Genomic DNA, 17,995 nt, shown 5'->3' with positions numbered 1-17,995 from the left:
CAGGGAGACGTCTGAAAAGGGCAATACCGTCAGACCCGGTTCCTGCGGGTAAGACTGTCTTCCCAGCGATAGGCGTCTCCTACGATCTGATCAATGGTATCCAGTTCCGGTCTCCAGCCCAGCTCGGCACGGGCAAGCGAGCTTTGCGCAACGACTTCAGGGCAGTCTCCGGGGCGGCGTTCCCCCATCTCGACGGCAAAATCGGTCCCTGAGGCCTTTTTTACGGCACGGACAACGTCCAATACGGAAAACCCACGCCCGTAGCCGCAATTGACGATGAGATTGCTTCCGCCTTGACGCATGCGCTCCACGGCAAGGCGGTGCGCCATAGCGAGGTCGGCAACGTGAATATAGTCACGGATAGCGGTTCCGTCAGGGGTGTCATAGTCCTGGCCGAATACGGTCATCGATGAGCGTTTGCCGGTAGCAGCCTCACAGGCGACCTTGATAAGATTTGTGGCGTTGTGAGTGGCCTGGCCGGCGCGTCCGCGCGGATCGGCACCGGCAACGTTGAAGTAACGCAGCGCCGTAATCGTAAGGTCGTGAGCGTTTGCGACATCCAGAAGCATCTGTTCGGTCATGAGTTTCGACGTGCCGTATGGTGCCTCGGGCCTCAATGGGGCCGTCTCGGCTACCGGTACGCTGTCCGGCAAGCCATATACGGCGGCGGTTGAGGAAAACACAAAATGCTTCACATTCGCCGCAACTGCAGCTTCCATCAGACCGAGTGAGTTTGCAGTATTGTTGCGATAATATTTGAGCGGATTTTCAATCGATTCCGGCAATATGATCGATCCGGCAAAGTGAATGATGGTATCCACCTTATGCTCAAGCATGATGGCGGTTACGGCATCCTTGTCTGCGATGTCCTGCTTGTAAAAAGGTATGCCCTCTGGCACCAGCCAATCGAACCCGGTACTCAAATTGTCGACGACGATCGGTGCTTCACCCGCATCCAGAAAGTTGAGCACTGTGTGGCTGCCGATGTAGCCGGCACCGCCGGTGACAAGAACGGACATGAGTGTTGTAGCCTTTTCACTGAAGTCATCAAGACAATGGCAATTTCTTAGCGCCCGGTCAGAGAATGCTCAAGCAGGTTCGAATACGGACTTTGTCATTGCCCGGTCATACGAAGCCCTTTAAGACGCGTTTTAAATCAGTCATCGATGGAAGGCTTCGAGCGCAGCATGAAAACCGTTCTTGTAACCGGATCTGCCGGCTTTATCGGCTATTTCCTGTGTACGCGCCTCCTTGCGGACGGTTTCAGGGTTATCGGGCTCGACGCCATGACCGACTACTATGACGTGCGGTTGAAGGAACGGCGCCAGCAGATGCTGCTGCAGCACGAGCACTTCAAGGCAGTCAACGACCGGGTGGAAACACCTGAATTGCTCATGTCCTTGTTCAAGACCGAAACACCTGATTTCGTCATTCACCTTGCTGCCCAGGCTGGGGTTCGATACTCCATCGAAGCGCCGCGATCCTATCTGGAGAGCAATATTTGCGGAACTTTTGAACTTCTGGAAGCTGCTCGTGCCCATCCACCGGAGCACATGCTGCTGGCATCGACTTCGTCCGCATACGGCGCAAATACGCAAATGCCATATACGGAAACCGACAAGGCAGATCATCAGCTCTCGTTTTATGCAGCCACGAAAAAAGCTACGGAATCGATGGCGCATTCCTATGCCCATCTTTACCATCTGCCTGTAACCATGTTCCGGTTTTTCACGGTCTATGGTCCCTGGGGGCGCCCGGATATGGCGCTCTTCAAGTTCACCAAGGCAATCCTCGAAGAGCGGCCGATAGATGTCTACAATCACGGTGACATGAAACGGGACTTCACTTACGTGGAAGATCTCGTCGAAGGCATTCGTCTGTTAATGGACGCAGCGCCGGTTCGTCTTGGGGAAGATGAAGAAGTGCCGGTAGGTGACAGCCTGTCTCCTGTTGCCCCCTGGCGCGTGGTCAATATCGGCAACTCCACCAGCGTTCAGCTGACGGAGTTCATCGAGGCGATTGAAGATGCAACCGGTAAGAAGGCAGAGCGCAATCTGATGCCCATGCAGGCGGGCGACGTGCCAGCCACCTGGGCAAATGCGGATCTGCTACAGTGTCTGACGGGATATCGCCCGGTCACTTCGGTACAGGACGGGGTTCGCCGATTTGTCGAGTGGTATCGCGACTACTACCGGATCTGACACTCTGATCTCTTCAGGAACTGAGCGGCGGTTGGCAAACATCGACCCATTCGGCTGATGTGATCTCCGCCATGCGTTCGGGCGAGATCTTGACGGCGGCGTTGGTTGCGCCGGCAGCGGGAATGACGATATCGAAGTCCTTTAGCGACACATCGCAATAGACCGGCAATGGCTCAGCCAGTCCGAAGGGACAGACACCGCCAACCGGATGGCCTGTTAGTCGCTCAACGTCCTCAAGACCAAGCATTTTTACCTTTCCGCCAAAGGCCGCCTTTGCCTTCTTGTTGTCCAGCCGGACGTCGCCGCGTGTGACCACAAGAAAGATCTTCTCCTTGAGCTGGATAGACAGGGTTTTGGCAATCTGACCCGGCGCGACACCATGAGCCTGAGCTGCAAGATCTACGGTTGCACTGCTCTCGTCAGTGACGAGAACCTCCAGATCAGGCGCAACATTTTCAAAGTGGGTTCGAACACTTTCTAAGCTCATTGTGATCACGGAACCTTTTGCCCAAGTGGAAATCTCTGATTTTTGACGCGAAAATTCAAAAAATACGGGAATATTTTGCTTAGCGTCATGTTTTCATCATGGTTTATTTTGTTAATGTATCCGTAGTGACTTTAAGTGGTAATTAACTATTTACCTTTTAAACGGTATGACGCGGGGTTGGAACTGCAAATCCAATCGTTCCGTTGAACACCATGTTTGAAGGTAGCCGGTATGGCCAGGACGGCATCAGCAATGTCCGACGTTTGTGACGCCAGGGGTGGGGATCGCAAACGGTCTGCAACGCCGGTTCATCGGGGTGGGACTGTGAATATGCCCGTTTTGTTGGCGAAAAACTTGCTGTTTTGGGGCTCTATTTCGGCGACCATTTACGCTCTTTACGCTGTGGTTGCCGCGCTCTAGCGCTTCATTCGTTCACTGCGATGGAGCGACAAGTCTCCTCTCGTCAAGCTTGCGCGCCTTAGATCTGTGAGCAAGTCCGCCCAAGCATATTGCAAATGAATCCAATCAACCATCGGCCTCCAGCCGGTTAACGCCGAAATGGTGTGCTGGTTGAAATGTCTCGGGCAATTCATGCATCGCTGATCCACCAATGATCTCTGCAATGAGAGCGTCTGCTATCTGATGGGCGATGCCGAAAGATATCTTGAAGCCGCCGGTTGCGACGAAAAGATTTTCATAGCCGGGAAGTTTGCCGATCAGCGGGTCGCGCTTGTGACATCGGGGCCGAATGCCGGCCCAGTCCTTCATCAGTAGGCGGTCTTTGAGTTTCGGACAGAAGGCAGTGGCGCGTTCGATAAGCTCTCTGCTCCTGCCGGGTGCCGGGTGGGTGTCTGTGAACTCCCTGTCCGATGTGCTGCCGACCGCAACCGTTCCATTGTCATGCGGCACGACGTAGAGGCCGTCACAATAGATTGCCGGATAGCCCTCCAAACCCGCGCCGTCCAGGATCAAGGCCTGTCCCTTTTCACCGCGTCCTATGCGTTCTCCGGTCAACTGCTCGACAAGCTCGAAGGTTGAAAATCCTCCAGCAAGGATGAGGCTGCCGGTTTGGAGTGTGGATTGGTCATCTTCGAGTTCTACGCGACCTGCGGCCTCGTCGAAGCCGGTAACCCTTGCTCCTTCCACGAGAGTTGCGTGCTTGCGAACAAAAGCGCTGAGAGCTGAAAGATATTGCCGGGGTGAAACGCGCGCGGCGAGGGTTTCATAAACAATGCCGAATGGTGCAGCGTCTGCAGAAAGCCAGTCTGCACGGCTGCCCGCCGGCTCAACGGCATAGGTGAAGCCGGTTTTGTCAGGGTGCCAACGAAGTTTGCTTTCTTCTGCGCGTTCCAGATGATGCTCAAGCTTATCCGTTGTCGTGAGTGGCAGAATGCGCCCGCAACGACTGTATCCAACGGATTGACCTGTTTCGGCTTCGAGTTGCCGAACATGGTTTTCGAGGCTCAATAGCGCCTGGAACTGAAACTCTTTTTCGGGTTCCAGCGTGCCGGCATATGGGGCATCAGAGCGCCAAGTAGTCCTCCGCTGGAGCCGGAACCAACTGTTTCTGCTTCGCATACGACCACCCGCTGGCCAGCCTTGATTGCTGCGGTGGCAATTGACAGACCGAAAATGCCCGCACCGGCAATTGCGATGTCGTATGAGGCGGCTTGGCCTTGTGCCATTTTGGAAAACCTTGCTGGTTGATTGAGCCTTCCAGCTCTCATATGAGAAGCGTCAGGCAATGGCAATTGCGGCAAATGTGAAGCCCGTCGCTGACCGTAACCAATTGATGTGAAGAGCTATGTCGACAAATCCACCTGAACTGCAATGGCTGGACGGAGATGTCCCGAAAGCATTGGGATTTGAAGATACCTATTTCTCCAAGGCTGGTGGCTTGGCTGAAACGCGCCATGTCTTTCTGGCCGGAAACCGGCTGCCTGATCGTTTTGAGACGACGACTGCTTTCACCATTGCGGAATTCGGCTTCGGTACGGGACTAAATTTTCTGACTGCCATCGCAGCTTGGCGGGCCCTTGAAAACCCGCCGGAATTAACCTTCGTGTCGTTTGAGCTTTTTCCCATGACACCCGATCAGCTTGCAAAGGCTCTCAGCGCGTTTCCCGAGCTTGGCGATCTGGCAAATGAACTTATTGACTATTGGCAGCCATGTGCCGGTTGGTCGCAGTTCAGGGTTGCCGGAGCAAACCTGGTCCTGGGCGTGGGAGATGCCCGGGAGTTGATCAAGGACCTGAAGCCTGAAACTCAGGCTGCCGATACGAGCAGTATTGTCATTCCACTTGTCGATGCCTGGTTTCTTGATGGCTTCAGCCCGGCGCGCAATCCGGAACTTTGGGATGCGGATCTATTGAGGTCAGCGGCCGACCTGACCGCTCCTGAGGGGACCTTGGCCACCTATACGGCTGCGGGCTGGGTTCGGCGGAACTTGCAGGCCGCCGGATTTCTGATTGAAAAGACAAGCGGTTTCGCTGGTAAACGGGAAATGGTCATCGGCCGCAAGGCTTAGTCCTGGGTGTTTTCGGACTTCGTTTCGGTTTCCAGCCAGTGCCGAAATTTTTGCATGGCGCCCGTTTCCTCACGCGACTTCAACCAGGTGAGCCAGTAGCTGCCAGTGCTGACGCTTGCCTGAAAGGGTTGAACGATGCGGCCGCTTCTAAGGTCGGAGAGAAACATTCCGACCGGGACAAGCCCGACACCCGCGTTTTGAGCAACGGCCTCAACCATGGTCAGGGATGAATCGAACATCCAGCCCCGTGTTCTGGGCGGAGGCAGGCAGACAGCCTGGAACCACAATGCCCATTCATCAATCCGATAGGATCTCAATAGCGGAAAGTCGGCCAGATCACTGGGCGCCTCAACGCGCTTTGCTGTTGCGGGAGAGCAGACAGGCGACATTGATGCCGACATCAGCCTGACTGCATTCGTGCCGTGCCAGGCCCCGTCTCCAAAGCGGATGAAACAGTCCAGACCGTCAGCCAGAATGTCGGCGCGGTTGTTGTTGGTCCGCAGTCGCAAATCGATCTGCGGATTGGCCGCCGAGAAGGCCTCCAGGCGGGGTAACAGCCATCCGGTGGCAAATGTTCCGACAATGCCAAGCGTCAGCACTTCGCGAAAGTTGCCGTCCTCGAACCTTTTGAGGGTGGCACTCATGCGGCGGAACGCATCGCTCAGGACAGGTACAAGAGCCTGACCTTCTTCTGTCAGGTTCACACCCCGGGGCAAACGCTCAAAGAGTTCAACGCCAAGCCGTTCTTCCAGCGCTTTCACCTGGTGGCTGATGGCAGTCTGAGAGACACGAAGTTCCAGCCCCGCCCTTGTGAAACTCTGCAGCCTGGCGGAAGCCTCGAATGCCCTGAGAGCGTTGAGAGGCAATTGTGAAATATCGATATCGGCCTCCAGATGACTAAGTTTTTCTCATGTCAGACGTCATAAATCATCGTTTGTTTGATGTCTATTGCCGAGGCATTGTGGAGACCTTGCCGGACAGACAGTGCTTTGGGGCGCGCATAGGAAGTCCGAAACACAACCCGAAATCTTAGAGTTTTACCGATGAACCATCTTATTCGCCGCGCCGCCTTTGGATTGTCACTCGTTGCCATTGGGGTGACAGGTCACCACCAGGCGGCATCCGCAGCAGAATTCGACCCTGCACCGATCGAGAGAGCCGTCAAGGATGCACAGGCGCGTCTTTCGGCACGCATTGGCGTTGTCGTTGTCGACAGACAGACCGGAGAAAACTGGACACACCGTGCGCAGGAGCGTTTTCCGCTCAACAGCACATTCAAGACTTTTCTTTGCGCTGCGTTGTTGCATCAGGGGGAAGCTGGAGAAACAGATCCCACCAGACGCGTTGAGATCCGAGGATCGGATCTCGTATCCTATTCTCCAGTTACGGAAACCAAGGTTGGAACCGATGGTATGACCCTTCTGGAGCTCTGTGAGGCGACCGTGACGAAAAGCGACAATACAGCGGCCAATCTTGTTCTGGACGATATCGGTGGACCTGACGCACTGAACCGCTACCTGCGCGGGATCGGAGACACCGTCACACGTCTCGACAGACGCGAGCCTGAGATGAATTATGGCCAGCCTGGAGATGAACGGGATACGACGACACCGGCAGCGGCGGCCGCCACTTTGCAAAAGCTGGTTTTGGGAAACGCTCTAAGCGCTGATGCAAAAAAACAGCTGCAAAGCTGGCTGGAAGACAATCGCGTCGGGAATTCAACGCTGAGAGCTGGGTTGCCGGCAAATTGGAAGGTGGCTGACAAGACCGGGGCAGGAGGAAACGGATCGCGGAGCAACATCGCCGTCATCTGGCCGGAAGGCCGGGCTCCTGTCGTGGTAGCGGTCTATATCACCGAGACGCAGGCCTCTTTCAAGGCACGCAACCAGGCAATTGCCGATATCGGCCGCGCAGTTGCTTCGGCTCTGAAACCGTAAGGCATTCGGAGGCCGAAGCTCATGTTCCCGCTGTCGCTTGGAGATCATGTTGTGATCAGGTTCTTGTCAGCAATTCCGGTGTTTTGTGTGGTTGCTTGCCTGAGAACAGGTGTTGCCACGGATGCGTGGGCGGAAAGCCGGGACGAACGGCGGCAGCGGAACTGCGCTCATTATCAAGAGATGTCGGCGCGGGCCTTGGCCTCAATCGGTGAGCCGAATTTGACGCCTGAATTCCTGAAAGACAGCAATGCCTTCATCGAGGCAGGCTGTCTTTCAAACAAGCCTGCCTGCCCGAGGACGGAAGCGGATTTCGCATTCGCCGATCTGATGATCATGATGAGCGTGAGCGCAAACATGGGCAGCACTTTCACGCCTTTCCGCTGCCCGGTTGAAGATCACTCCCGCGCAAATTAGATCAATTTTTGAAAAATATATGGAAGCTGGGCTGCCCCCTTCGCAAGGCTGTTACCGTAGCGCCTGGCGAGCACGTTTCTTCTGTCACGTTTTACATAAAAAGCAGACAGTCTCCACCGTTTTGGTTGGATTGTCCTGTTCCCCAAGTGCCTTTGATCCAGCATTCTCTCGAGGACTTGATAGTCATCAGGCCGCTTTCGCCTTTGTAAGACCAGGGACCGCTTAGCGTGATACCTTCGATGAGGCCTTTGGCGTCTTTCTTGTAAACTGGTGAAAGGGTCAACGACCCTTCCGGGGGTTTGCCGAGGATGCTCAAAGCGGCCTCGAATGTATTGGCCTTCTTCAAAAACGTGCAATTTGCGTGCACCTTTCGGTCGTGGGAAGCAGTGTCCATCTGTAACACCCAATTCCGGTGCAGGAGCAGGTTCTCCCATACGCGCGTGCCGACGTTCGCCGCGTATTTGTTGCAGTTGACCGATTCATTCCATGTACGGTCAATGTATCTTGCGAGTGAAATCTTGCCGCCTTTGAGCTTGGCAAGGTCAGTATAAAATCTTGCGCCGGCGTTGTTGGCGGCAATGTCAGCTGGTGAATAGACACCGGTCGCACGAATTCCAAACGAACCCATTTCTTTGCCATGGTTCCATTGGGTCTGAACGAATTTTGGAGGCGATGTTACCCCCGTCTTTCGGGCGATAATGCGCGCTCCTCCGTCCAGGATCGCGTCGGAAATTTTTCCAAACTCATAATTTTTGTAGGCCCGCCATGCAGCAATCGACTGATCTTCTATAACTTCGCGGGTGTGGGTTGGATTGTTACCTTTCTTCCGGTGGTAAATCCGGTAGCCAAGCTGAAAGAAGTGGCCGACCTTGTCTCCGCCCATCAATATGCGATTACACAGGATGATCGAAGCCATGCTGTTGGAACCGGCTTTTAGAGTGTTTCTGTACTTTGTTTTCTTGGGGTCGGCTTGAAACTGTTTACCGGGTGTTCCGGGAGACGCCTTTGGAAGGTTACTCTTGATCCAGGTTTCGATTGGGGCGTCGATGTTGGGCGCGTCCCCAAATAAATCGAATATATATTCGACCAATTCTTCACCGGTAATACCATCCCAACGCGCACTGGAAATGTGGCGGTTCAGGAGATTGTCCAAGTCAGGCAGGCAATCAACAAGTTTTACACTCGCAGGAAGGGCATCATCGTCGACTTCGGCCATCTATTAAGTCCAATCCAAACAAATGTGGCCGCGAAACGGTCAGTTGAATTGTCATTTCTGAAAGGACGTAAGATTACCATAAGTAAGGTTTGAAGTCTGCTCCAATTCCCAAGGTCTTGAAAAGGCAATAAAATCGATTGTCGTCTTGTCAACGCATCTCGGGCACCGGCGTAACCGCCTTGCCGGACTTGAACCAGCTGGTCAGGTTGTCGACGACAAGCTGACCCATTGCGTTGCGAGTTGCTTGCGAAGCCGAACCCACATGAGGCAGCAAAGTGACGCGCGGTAGCTTCAACAGGGCTTCAGGCACTTGCGGCTCATATTCGAAGACATCAAGACCGGCCCCGTAAATCGTACCTTTATCAAGAGCCTCGATCAATGCGGCTTCGTCAATGACACTGCCCCGGCCGATATTGAGGACGATGCCATCAGGGCCCAGTTTTTCCAGCACCCTGGCATTGACCGCATGTTCGGTGGCAGCACCTCCCGGGGCGACCACCATCAGTGTGTCGCAAGCCTCGGCCAGATCTTCCAGACTGGCGTCATAGGGATAGGCAACGTCCTTTTGCTGGTTCCGTCCGTGGTAGCGGATCGACATGCCAAAGGCTTCCGCGCGCGTGGCGATTTCCTTGCCGATGCGGCCCAATCCGAACACCCCGAGTGTACGCCCGCGCAGTGTAGCCTGAGTAAGAGGGTAGGGGCCTTTTGAAACCCAGTTTCCCTGCCGCACCCATTGTTCGGCCTGTCCGAGTTCCCTGATCGTCATGATCATCAGCCCGATGGCGGTATCTGCGACCTCATCGGACAGTACGTCCGGGGTATGGGTTACCATCACATTGGCTGCCTTGCAGTCTGGGATGTTGATGTGGTCGTATCCGACCCCGAGACTGGAGACGATTTCAACATTCGGGATCTTCGTCAGCAACTGTGCGTCGATCGTGCCAAACGCCATGGCAACCCCACGGATCTTGTTACCCAGTTCACGCAGCATGGCTTCCGGATCTTCGGCCTTGTAGGGCCGATGCACCGTAAAAGCTGCATCCAGTTGCTCCTCGACAATAGGCAAGGTTGGACGGGGAAGGAGAATGTCGATGGCGGTCATGGGAAATCCATTTGGAAAAAGAACGAGTGGCGCAGACCATACGATTTAGGCTTATAGCAAGAAAGCCTTGGTGGGCATCAAATGGTTTGCCCTGAGAGATCAGTTTGTTTTTATCCATTGCAGGCGTTCGGCTTGAATTGCCGAAACCTAAAAAACTGTGTTGCCGGCTTATAAAGGTAATGCGAGGGAGCGAAGGCTAAGTGTCACTCTATTCAGAGCCGCCCTTAAGCGCCGCGCTTTCTTTCTTGAGTGGCCTTGCAACTGGGCAGACCTCTTGAACATAGCTGTTCAACGTGTTGGTCAGGCTCTCCTGGACAATCGAATAATGCACGTATTGACCGCGCTTTTCCTTGTGCACCAGTCCAGCACTTTCCAGAACGCCGAGATGCTGGGAGATCGACGGTTTCGACATGTCAAAGCGGTCGGCGATTTCTCCGGCGGTCAACGAGCTGTGTGACAGATAGGCCAAGATCTTGCGGCGTGGCGCAGAGGCAAGCGCTTCGAAGATTTTCTGAATCCCGCCGGTTTCTGCAGCGTTTAGAGAGTCTTGCAGGTCGCTCATGTCGTCGCGCTCCGGTGCAATGCATAAAAATCAGTAATTAGGTGGTTGCCTAATTATCTAACGGATGGTATTTAGCTTACAGCCTAAATAGTGAACAACAGCGCTAAAGGCAAGTGTTCGTCGGTTCCGGCGGTCCCGCTGTCATCCAATCCACCATGCTTTCGAAGAGGCCTTCGGAAGACAAGAACCTGTGTCCACCGTTCGGACCGGAGGGAAGTAACATGTCTGCAATTCCGCATCATTCGGTGAATACCATCTCTACGGAACGCGTGTCTTCCGAAGGCGGAGCCAATCCGCTGGAAGGTGAAGTCGTCTTCAAGCCCGTCAAAGCTTTCTGGATTGGTGGCATGACCGCGATAGCACTGTTTGCGGGGCCATTTACAGCAACGCCCGCTGCTGTCGCAGTCTTTGTCGTCCTGACGGCCATCACCATTTGCGGTGGCCATTCGGTCGGTATGCATCGGCTTCTGATCCACCGGTCCTTCAGGACCTACAAGAACATCGAGAGACTGCTTGTCTATCTGGGTGTCCTTGTTGGTATGGCTGGTCCGTTTGGTATGATCCGGCTTCATGATTTCAGGGACTGGGGCCAGCGCCAGTCAGGGTGTCACGACTTCTTTTCCCACCGGTCTGGTTTCTGGAAAGACGCCTGGTTGCAGCTTTGTTGTGGCATACAGCTGAAGCAAGAGCCTCAATTCAAGATCGAGGACGAGGTCGCACATGATCCGTTTTACCGGCGTGTTGAGGCTACCTGGATGGCTCAGCAGTTCGTCGTTGCCGTGCCGCTTTACCTTCTGGGCGGGTTGCCTTTTGTCGTCTGGGGCGTTTGCGTTCGGGTCTCGGTGTCTCTCATCGGTCACTGGTTGGTGGGCTATTATGCGCATCAACCCAAAGACCACCTGCTTTACGTCAAAGGCGCCTGCGTTCAAGGCTACAATCTGCCCAAGCTTGGCTACCTCACATTCGGGGAAGCATTCCACGAAAATCATCACGCGTTTCCGAGTTCTGCGAAGCTGGGCATTTTGCCGGGTCAGACCGATCCGGGCTGGTGGCTGGTGACAACGCTGGAAAGGTTGGGCCTCGCTTGGGAAGTGAAAACGCCCGAAACGTTGAAGATTAGGACCGGTCTGACAGTGAATTCAAGCAAACGGTGCAAGCCGGGACTGGAACCTAAGTGGTTGCAATCACTACCAAGAACCTAGAACGATTTCGGCGTTCAAGCGCCTGTGCGCCGAGTGGTCGATACTTGAGATGATGGGACTGGAAACTGATTGCACCGAGGCCGGCAATTGCCCCCATTGCCCCACGGTCAAAACTCCCCTAAAAGACCCGGCAGAATTCCAAAGATTCCCGTCAGTTTTCGAAAGTGGAGAAGCGGAGCCCCATGGCGCGCCAGTTCATCTATCACATGCATGGCCTCTCCAAGGCCTATAACAACAAGAAAGTGCTCGACAACATCCATCTCAGTTTCTACCCGGACGCCAAGATCGGCATCCTGGGGCCGAACGGGGCCGGTAAGTCGACGCTGTTGAAGATCATGGCCGGTCTCGACAAGGAGTATTCCGGTGAGGCCTGGGCTGCAGAGGGTGCCAAAGTCGGCTATCTGCCGCAGGAGCCCAAACTGGACGAAACCAAGACCGTGATGGAAAATGTCATGGAAGGTGTCGCTCACAAACAAGCGAAACTCGACCGCTACAACGAACTGATGATGAACTACTCCGAGGAAACCGCGGATGAGGGCGCTCAGCTTCAGGACGAGATTGACGCCCAGGACCTGTGGAACCTGGAAAGCCAGGTTGAAATGGCGATGGAAGCTTTGCGCTGTCCGCCCTCCGATGCTTCGGTTGAAAATCTTTCCGGTGGTGAGCGCCGCCGTGTCGCGCTGTGTCAGCTGCTCCTGTCCGAGCCCGACCTGTTGCTGCTTGACGAGCCGACGAACCACCTTGACGCTGAAACCGTCCACTGGCTTGAACGGCATCTGCGCGAGTTCAAGGGATCCGTCCTGATCATCACCCACGATCGCTACTTCCTGGACAATGTGACCGGCTGGATTCTGGAACTCGACCGCGGCTCCGGTATCCCTTATGAGGGCAACTACTCCGCTTACCTGGAGAAGAAGACCAAGCGTATGGAGCAGGAAGGCCGCGAGGACATGGCCCGCTCGCGCGCGATTGCCCGCGAACGTGAGTGGATGGGAATGAGCCCGAAGGGTCGCCAGACCAAATCCAAGGCTCGTATCAAGGCTTTTGATGATCTGCTCAGCGCTCAGGAAGAGCGTATGCCATCAATCGAACAGATTCTGATCCCGGTGGGTGAGCGTCTCGGTGCCAATGTCATCGAGGTCAAGAATGTCTCGAAAGGTTTCGAAGACCGTCTTCTGATCGATGATCTGTCGTTCAAACTGCCGCGCGGCGGTATCGTCGGTGTCATCGGTCCCAATGGCGCCGGCAAGTCGACCCTGTTCAAGATGCTGACCGGTCAGGAAAAGCCTGACAACGGTGAGGTGGTCGTCGGTGACAGCGTGCATCTGGGGTATGTCGACCAGTCTCGCGATGCGCTCAATCCCGGCAACAATGTCTGGGAAGAGATTTCCGGTGGTGCTGAAGTAATCTACCTTGATGACAAGGAGATCAACTCTCGTGCCTATTGCTCGTCCTTCAACTTCAAGGGTCCGGCTCAGCAGGCCAAGGTTGGAGACCTGTCAGGCGGTCAACGCAACCGGGTACACCTTGCCAAGGTGTTGAAACAGGGGGCCAACGTGCTCCTGCTCGATGAGCCGACCAACGACCTCGACACCGAGACGCTTGCCGCCCTCGAGGATGCGCTTGAAAACTATGCAGGTTGCGCCGTGGTCATTTCGCACGATCGTATGTTCCTCGACCGCCTGGCGACACACATGCTGGCATTTGAAGGCGACAGCCATGTGGAATGGTTCGAAGGAAACTTTGAAGACTACGAGAAGGACAAAGTCCGCCGCCTTGGTGCTCATGCCGCCGACCCGCGCCGGATCAAGTACAAGCCGTTGACGCGCTGACCCTGGAAAGCGGTCGTGACCGAAAAAGGCGTTCCATCGGGCCGCCTCAGATTGCTGACAAACCCGCGAATTTCGGCGGGTTTGTTTTTGCCTATATTTCCAATCGGGTATTGGGGTCTTCAGTTTGGTTTGGGCGGACACCTTGGGTGTCAGACCATCGTCAGTTCTTGAGCCTTGCATTGATCGCCGATCAAAAAACAGCCGTCTCGACTGGTTTCGCCCTTCACTTTACACCGCTGATATAACTTAACGGTCCGTAGCAACACCACGTCACAGTGTCCCGGCGGGACGGTCACCCTGAATCCGGAGTGCCTGCAACTTTGCAGGTGTATTCAGTTGCCTGCCGAGTGGTCAGAATGGCGTGCGTATGATTGGGCAAAATCGCTGTTACCGGCAGTCTTTGAGCCTGCATGTTCAGTGTAAGCTCTGTCCTCGTTTCTACAGTAGGGTCAGAAAGGCCTACCGATACCGCCTCACGAAAATCACAGAAAAAGTTGAGAAACTGAACGAAACCGTTCCAACCTTCTTTTGAACGCAATGATTGCATATCAGGAATTAGCATTCATAGGCTGCAATATGGAGGTTCCCTCAAGGGCGGGCCTTGAGTACGAAATCGAATGTCAACTTGGTTCTAGGAAAAGCAATGACTATCAAAAATACCATCGCGGCAAGTGTCGGGCTTTCGTTGATGTTTTCCGGCGCAGCTCTTGGTGGAGAGATCTCGGAGCAAGCCGTTATCGATGCCCAGGAACGCTGGGGCAAAGGGATCGTTGAAATAGCTGCTCTGTACGCAAACGGCGGTGACTTCAAAACCCGTGCGACCGATCATATTCAGAAACTTTATGCCTATGGCGACACCGACGTTATGTTCAAACCGACGTTGGCAGCTGAAGACCAATTCCGTGAAACATTTGATGAAGCACTAAGCTATTTCATTGGCGCTGATGGTACAGAAGATAGTGGTTTTGCTACCAAGGGGTGGACAAATGTACGTTGGGAAAACAATGGAATTTTTACGAGTGACGAAGTAGCAATGGCAATGGGTAACTACTTCTTCACTGATCCTGATGGAGAGGAAGTTAAAGTAGAGTACACGTTTGGTTACTTGAGAGATGCTGATGGAAATTTGAAAATCAACCTGCATCACTCATCATTGCCGTATTCGCCATGAGTAATTGACTGGCTTTTTGTAAGTATTAGAAAATTACTTGAGCGGCGAAATAAATTCACCTTAGCTGAACGTTCCATTGTTCGGTTTTGGGTGAACAAGTCTGCCCTGAAAACAAATCGCTTGGTTGGGTTTAGATTCCACCTTGAACGGCTTGTAAAACGTTCTCAGCCGTATTCGAAGACTATGTTGCACATCCTGAGCGCCTTTCGGACATTCGTGCAGTGCAGAATGTTTCCCGCATCGCTCGAGTGAATGGCACTGAGCCGGGACCCTTGTAACGTCGGTTATTCCCGAATGACCCATTGCTTTTGAGCAGGAGGCGTTGAGGCGCAATTGGCAAGGGCAAGGTCGCGTGAAACGAACGGTCCTGCGCTGCGTGTATCTCCCGGGCTGGCCAGGCAAAGATCGCTTGTGCCTTGAGGCTGGAATTCCTGCTTGCCTGGATCGTAAGCGAAGGCCTGCATCGGGTTGTCGCTGCAGGGTAGGAGCCCAAGGGTTACACCCGCCGCCGCCGGGGCAAGCAGTTCGGCGCACAGGTTTTCAAATGTCGCGGACTTGATCTTTCCAGTGTCCGCCAGGAAGAGGAACTGCACATCGCCGCCTTGCGGCTTGCACGAATGGGCATGAAGGCGGTCCGACAAGCCGCGTCCGACCGTGTCTATGCAGAAGCCGAGGTTCTGGTTTTCATCCAGATTGTCGGCCAAATAGATGACGGGCGCCGGCGTTTTGAGATCAGGAGGAGCAGCGGTGGCTGTGTGAACAGTCGCAAGGGTCAACACAGCGGTCGCTGCAATTGAGGATGTGCGGATCATGCTGTGTCTCCAGAAAGCTGAAATCCTCGGTAGGCTAAAGTTGACAGGCAATGCGAGCAACATCGCTCAACGCCTAAAAGTGTAACAAACTGTCTGCGCCGTTTTGCTCTGGTGCTGCGATGTCCGATATTCGAAGCGTCTCATGGCAACGGACAAAGGTGCCTTGAGATCAACCCCAGGAGACGAGTTTCGTCTTTTCCTTTGCTGTAACCGGTATTCGGCTGCATTCTGGGACTTGCTGTTGCCTGACTCTGATCGACTAAAGGGTCTTGATAAGAAAACCAACGATTTGACACCGGCAGTTCACGTTAGGCCAATGCTTCAAAAGCTGTTTCACACACTATCTCGATTGCTGACCTATGACCCTGGCGCACTCAGACTTGTGCGCGGTGTGCATTTGATGCTGACCGTTCTCGTGGCTGCCGCACTGGGTCACATGGCCGGCGGTTTTGTCGAGAATGTCTCTGGCTTCAAACTGGCCGTGCTTGCCGCGGCAGCAGGTGCTCATTGCCTGATCTTCACACCCGTTGCGACGCGCCGTCAGGAAATTGCCTCGCTGACTGCAATGGCAGGTGTCTTGGTACTTCTCTTCAGTATTGGCGGGCTTGCCGGAACTCTGGCAGGAGCATCAGGCTCACTGGTTTTGCAACTGATCTGGGTTGCTGTAATCGCGCTTGGTTTCGCGCTGGACGGGATCGGTGGATTTTGGCAGCGCGCCGGTCGCATGATGGCGATTTGCTGGTTGTTCGTGATCATGGGCAGCTTGCCAAGTTCTCCCGGCATCTGGATGCCGGCAATGGCCGTCCTGGGAGCAGTCGTTGCGATGGCCATCCGCGTAGGCGTGTGGCGACCTTCAACCGAAAAGACCTATCTTCGCGTGGAGGCGGCCAACCGGGAGGCTATGGCCGGATTTCTAAATCTTGCAGCCACCGGTTTGCTGGAAGATCGCCAGAGTGCTGCCGCTGCTATGGCGGATCTGGCGGCTTTGCGCGGGGAACTGCGACTTTGTACGCAGCTCCTGGGTGCAAAGCCCTCAGTTCGAGGCCTCTCGCCGGAAAATGCAACCATGATCGAACTTGCTTTGGAGGTGGTTCGGGATGCGTTGGCCCACCTGACGAAATCTGGCAAAGTGCGGCTAACCTCAACACCGACTTTCAAAAACTCGGTCGATGAACTCGCGGCAGCGCTCAAATCTGGTAGCGTGCCAAAGTCGGAAGATTGCGGAAAAGGCTGGGAGATACCGGATACGGATCTTCCGGTGAGTGATCAGTTCCAAATCCTTAGGATTGCTCAAGCGTTCAAGAGATTGAGCGCGTTGTCGCGAAGGGGCAGCCCTGTCCCCAAAATTCCGCCCGCAGCGGCGGAACTCAGCAAGGCGGCTTGGTTGACCCGCCTGTCCTGGCCGCTCGCGCTCCAGGCAGGGGTCGCAGCTGCAATAGGATATGGCCTTGGTGTCTATTTTCAGCTGAGCCACGCCTATTGGGTGACGCTGACAATTGTCATAGTTCTGAGCAACACGCTTGGAACAACAGTTCAGCGCACCATTCAGCGAAGCCTCGGTACAGCAGCCGGTGTTGTTGTCGCAATGGCCGTTGATCCTTTGCTTTCTTCGGTGCCGGAGTTCCGAATTGGCCTGGTCGTGGTATCGATTCCTGTCGTAATCGTCTTCATGGAACGCAACTATGCGGTCGCGTCCGGTATCATAAGCTTTCTGGTGGTCATGGGGCTTCAGACGCTCGAAGACCTTCCAATTTTGGAGCTCTGGTCACGGCTCTATGACACGCTCATTGGCGCGGGTATCGGGTTGGGCGTTGCATTTGTCCTCTTTCCAAAACGGTCTGACACCGGGATCCGCGCGCTTGCTGCTGACTATCTGAGCGCCTGTAAAGACTATCTGCGCACGGACGGGGCCAGGGCAAAGGACGACTGGGGAGACTTTTCCGCATTGCGCGTGTCCGCCGGCAAGCTGGTGACAACCGCAAGTGCCTATCGTGCCGAACAGGCTCCCTGGTCGAGTTTTTCCGGAGCGGCCAACAGACTTGATGTTCTGGTGATCGTTCTGGCCGACTATGTGGTTCTCTACCATCAAGCCCGAACGGCGGTGGAACAGGAATTGTCCATGGTTCCGGATGCCGTCGATCTTCAGAAGCTTGCGTATAGGCTCAATACCCGCATTTTGAGTGTGTTTGATGAGATCCTGGCTGAGCGTGGGACAGAGATTGCCGACGATTGGCTAGCGGTTTTGCCTGATCTTGCAGGCAAAGACACTGATCTGATCACCGATTGGGTTGCCATGCTCTATCACGCACGAAAGGTGATCTATTGTCTCAACGCTTTGAAAGAAGACAATCTTTGGTCATTGGCATTTGAAACCTCTATGGCGCCGGCGGTCCGTTGAAACGAGAAGGTTGCCATCGGCGGACATAGGAGGGGCAACGTTACCAAGATTTCACCCTGTGGCCTTCATCCAGCTGCATTTGGCGCGGCACAGTGTGTTCCATATCACAATTGAAATTCGCAACCCGTGTAAAA

Annotated in this window: 17 protein-coding genes; 8 read left to right on the top strand and 9 right to left on the bottom strand. The window is 54.5% G+C overall.

The window, feature by feature from the left end; translation table 11 throughout:
- Nucleotides 1–29: 29 nt before the first annotated feature.
- A complete protein-coding gene (galE, locus tag ACZ1HV_RS06900) occupies nt 30–1,019 on the bottom strand; it encodes a UDP-glucose 4-epimerase GalE (RefSeq protein ID WP_472717682.1) in 990 nt (329 codons plus the stop codon).
- Between the two features lie 168 nt (nt 1,020–1,187).
- Between galE and ACZ1HV_RS06895 the strand changes: the two genes are divergently transcribed.
- Nucleotides 1,188–2,201: an NAD-dependent epimerase/dehydratase family protein gene (locus ACZ1HV_RS06895; RefSeq protein ID WP_298958325.1), complete on the top strand. Its 1,014-nt coding sequence runs from the start codon at nt 1,188–1,190 to the stop codon at nt 2,199–2,201.
- Between the two features lie 13 nt (nt 2,202–2,214).
- Here ACZ1HV_RS06895 and ACZ1HV_RS06890 read toward each other — a convergent pair whose 3' ends face one another.
- The 3 genes from ACZ1HV_RS06890 to ACZ1HV_RS06880 form a co-directional block, all read right to left on the bottom strand.
- Entirely contained in the window at nt 2,215–2,688 is a 474-nt protein-coding gene (locus tag ACZ1HV_RS06890; RefSeq protein WP_298815855.1) for a YbaK/EbsC family protein, read from the bottom strand.
- Between the two features lie 525 nt (nt 2,689–3,213).
- Nucleotides 3,214–4,191: an NAD(P)/FAD-dependent oxidoreductase gene (locus ACZ1HV_RS06885; RefSeq protein WP_472718410.1), complete on the bottom strand. Its 978-nt coding sequence runs from the start codon at nt 4,189–4,191 to the stop codon at nt 3,214–3,216.
- Complete coding sequence (locus ACZ1HV_RS06880) at nt 4,152–4,373, bottom strand: FAD-dependent oxidoreductase (protein ID WP_472717681.1); 222 nt, start codon at nt 4,371–4,373, stop codon at nt 4,152–4,154. The genes ACZ1HV_RS06885 and ACZ1HV_RS06880 overlap by 40 nt, the downstream gene beginning before the upstream one ends.
- A gap of 119 nt (nt 4,374–4,492) precedes the next feature.
- Between ACZ1HV_RS06880 and mnmC2 the strand changes: the two genes are divergently transcribed.
- Nucleotides 4,493–5,215: a tRNA (5-methylaminomethyl-2-thiouridine)(34)-methyltransferase MnmC2 gene (gene mnmC2 / locus ACZ1HV_RS06875; protein ID WP_472717680.1), complete on the top strand. Its 723-nt coding sequence runs from the start codon at nt 4,493–4,495 to the stop codon at nt 5,213–5,215.
- Here mnmC2 and ACZ1HV_RS06870 read toward each other — a convergent pair.
- Entirely contained in the window at nt 5,212–6,096 is an 885-nt protein-coding gene (locus tag ACZ1HV_RS06870; RefSeq protein WP_472718409.1) for a LysR family transcriptional regulator, read from the bottom strand. The two genes, mnmC2 and ACZ1HV_RS06870, sit on opposite strands and share 4 nt — an antisense overlap.
- Nucleotides 6,097–6,258: 162 nt before the next feature.
- Here ACZ1HV_RS06870 and bla point away from each other — a divergent pair, with 162 nt between their 5' ends.
- Nucleotides 6,259–7,152 (top strand): class A beta-lactamase, encoded by an 894-nt coding sequence (bla, locus tag ACZ1HV_RS06865; protein WP_298958319.1) that lies wholly within the window; start codon nt 6,259–6,261, stop codon nt 7,150–7,152.
- A gap of 21 nt (nt 7,153–7,173) precedes the next feature.
- Complete coding sequence (locus tag ACZ1HV_RS06860) at nt 7,174–7,566, top strand: hypothetical protein (protein WP_472717679.1); 393 nt, start codon at nt 7,174–7,176, stop codon at nt 7,564–7,566.
- 91 nt (nt 7,567–7,657) lie between these two features.
- Here the strand turns inward: ACZ1HV_RS06860 and ACZ1HV_RS06855 are convergent, their stop codons facing one another.
- From ACZ1HV_RS06855 to ACZ1HV_RS06845, 3 genes are all read right to left on the bottom strand, one after another.
- Complete coding sequence (locus ACZ1HV_RS06855) at nt 7,658–8,782, bottom strand: hypothetical protein (protein ID WP_472717678.1); 1,125 nt, start codon at nt 8,780–8,782, stop codon at nt 7,658–7,660.
- Nucleotides 8,783–8,930: 148 nt separating this feature from the next.
- Nucleotides 8,931–9,884, bottom strand: a complete 954-nt coding sequence (locus ACZ1HV_RS06850; RefSeq protein WP_298815869.1) for a 2-hydroxyacid dehydrogenase — start codon at nt 9,882–9,884, stop codon at nt 8,931–8,933.
- 208 nt (nt 9,885–10,092) lie between these two features.
- Nucleotides 10,093–10,446, bottom strand: coding sequence for a metalloregulator ArsR/SmtB family transcription factor (locus ACZ1HV_RS06845; protein WP_298958315.1), 354 nt, complete (start codon nt 10,444–10,446; stop codon nt 10,093–10,095).
- A 221-nt stretch (nt 10,447–10,667) separates the two neighbouring features.
- Here ACZ1HV_RS06845 and ACZ1HV_RS06840 point away from each other — a divergent pair, with 221 nt between their 5' ends.
- The 3 genes from ACZ1HV_RS06840 (at nt 10,668) to ACZ1HV_RS06830 (ending at nt 14,651) form a co-directional block, all read left to right on the top strand.
- Nucleotides 10,668–11,648 (top strand): acyl-CoA desaturase, encoded by a 981-nt coding sequence (locus tag ACZ1HV_RS06840; RefSeq protein WP_472717677.1) that lies wholly within the window; start codon nt 10,668–10,670, stop codon nt 11,646–11,648.
- 182 nt (nt 11,649–11,830) lie between these two features.
- Nucleotides 11,831–13,480, top strand: a complete 1,650-nt coding sequence (gene ettA / locus ACZ1HV_RS06835; RefSeq protein WP_298815873.1) for an energy-dependent translational throttle protein EttA — start codon at nt 11,831–11,833, stop codon at nt 13,478–13,480.
- Between the two features lie 643 nt (nt 13,481–14,123).
- Nucleotides 14,124–14,651, top strand: coding sequence for a phosphoribosyl-AMP cyclohydrolase (locus tag ACZ1HV_RS06830; protein WP_298958311.1), 528 nt, complete (start codon nt 14,124–14,126; stop codon nt 14,649–14,651).
- A 284-nt stretch (nt 14,652–14,935) separates the two neighbouring features.
- On the opposite strand, the gene ACZ1HV_RS06825 is transcribed toward ACZ1HV_RS06830, so the two are convergent.
- Complete coding sequence (locus ACZ1HV_RS06825) at nt 14,936–15,463, bottom strand: ricin-type beta-trefoil lectin domain protein (RefSeq protein WP_472717676.1); 528 nt, start codon at nt 15,461–15,463, stop codon at nt 14,936–14,938.
- Between the two features lie 142 nt (nt 15,464–15,605).
- On the opposite strand from ACZ1HV_RS06825, the gene ACZ1HV_RS06820 reads away from it, so the two are divergent.
- Nucleotides 15,606–17,861, top strand: coding sequence for an FUSC family protein (locus tag ACZ1HV_RS06820; RefSeq protein ID WP_472717675.1), 2,256 nt, complete (start codon nt 15,606–15,608; stop codon nt 17,859–17,861).
- Nucleotides 17,862–17,995 lie beyond the last annotated feature (134 nt).

Source organism: Roseibium sp. JB4-4 (genome assembly GCF_055693425.1).
Note: the sequence above shows the minus strand (reverse complement) of the source record. Positions and strands in the feature narration are given on the sequence as shown.

Excerpts from the sequence above, each read along its gene's own strand:
- ACZ1HV_RS06850 (WP_298815869.1), bottom strand. The coding sequence starts at position 9,884 with ATGACCGCCATCGACATTCTCCTTCCCCGTCCAACCTTGCCTATTGTC.
- galE (WP_472717682.1), bottom strand. The coding sequence starts at position 1,019 with ATGTCCGTTCTTGTCACCGGCGGTGCCGGCTACATCGGCAGCCACACA.
- ACZ1HV_RS06895 (WP_298958325.1), top strand. The coding sequence starts at position 1,188 with ATGAAAACCGTTCTTGTAACCGGATCTGCCGGCTTTATCGGCTATTTC.
- bla (WP_298958319.1), top strand. The coding sequence starts at position 6,259 with ATGAACCATCTTATTCGCCGCGCCGCCTTTGGATTGTCACTCGTTGCC.
- ACZ1HV_RS06845 (WP_298958315.1), bottom strand. The coding sequence starts at position 10,446 with ATGAGCGACCTGCAAGACTCTCTAAACGCTGCAGAAACCGGCGGGATT.
- mnmC2 (WP_472717680.1), top strand. The coding sequence starts at position 4,493 with ATGTCGACAAATCCACCTGAACTGCAATGGCTGGACGGAGATGTCCCG.
- ettA (WP_298815873.1), top strand. The coding sequence starts at position 11,831 with ATGGCGCGCCAGTTCATCTATCACATGCATGGCCTCTCCAAGGCCTAT.
- ACZ1HV_RS06855 (WP_472717678.1), bottom strand. The coding sequence starts at position 8,782 with ATGGCCGAAGTCGACGATGATGCCCTTCCTGCGAGTGTAAAACTTGTT.
- ACZ1HV_RS06880 (WP_472717681.1), bottom strand. The coding sequence starts at position 4,373 with ATGGCACAAGGCCAAGCCGCCTCATACGACATCGCAATTGCCGGTGCG.
- ACZ1HV_RS06825 (WP_472717676.1), bottom strand. The coding sequence starts at position 15,463 with ATGATCCGCACATCCTCAATTGCAGCGACCGCTGTGTTGACCCTTGCG.
- ACZ1HV_RS06820 (WP_472717675.1), top strand. The coding sequence starts at position 15,606 with ATGGCAACGGACAAAGGTGCCTTGAGATCAACCCCAGGAGACGAGTTT.
- ACZ1HV_RS06860 (WP_472717679.1), top strand. The coding sequence starts at position 7,174 with ATGTTCCCGCTGTCGCTTGGAGATCATGTTGTGATCAGGTTCTTGTCA.
- ACZ1HV_RS06840 (WP_472717677.1), top strand. The coding sequence starts at position 10,668 with ATGTCTGCAATTCCGCATCATTCGGTGAATACCATCTCTACGGAACGC.
- ACZ1HV_RS06890 (WP_298815855.1), bottom strand. The coding sequence starts at position 2,688 with ATGAGCTTAGAAAGTGTTCGAACCCACTTTGAAAATGTTGCGCCTGAT.
- ACZ1HV_RS06830 (WP_298958311.1), top strand. The coding sequence starts at position 14,124 with ATGACTATCAAAAATACCATCGCGGCAAGTGTCGGGCTTTCGTTGATG.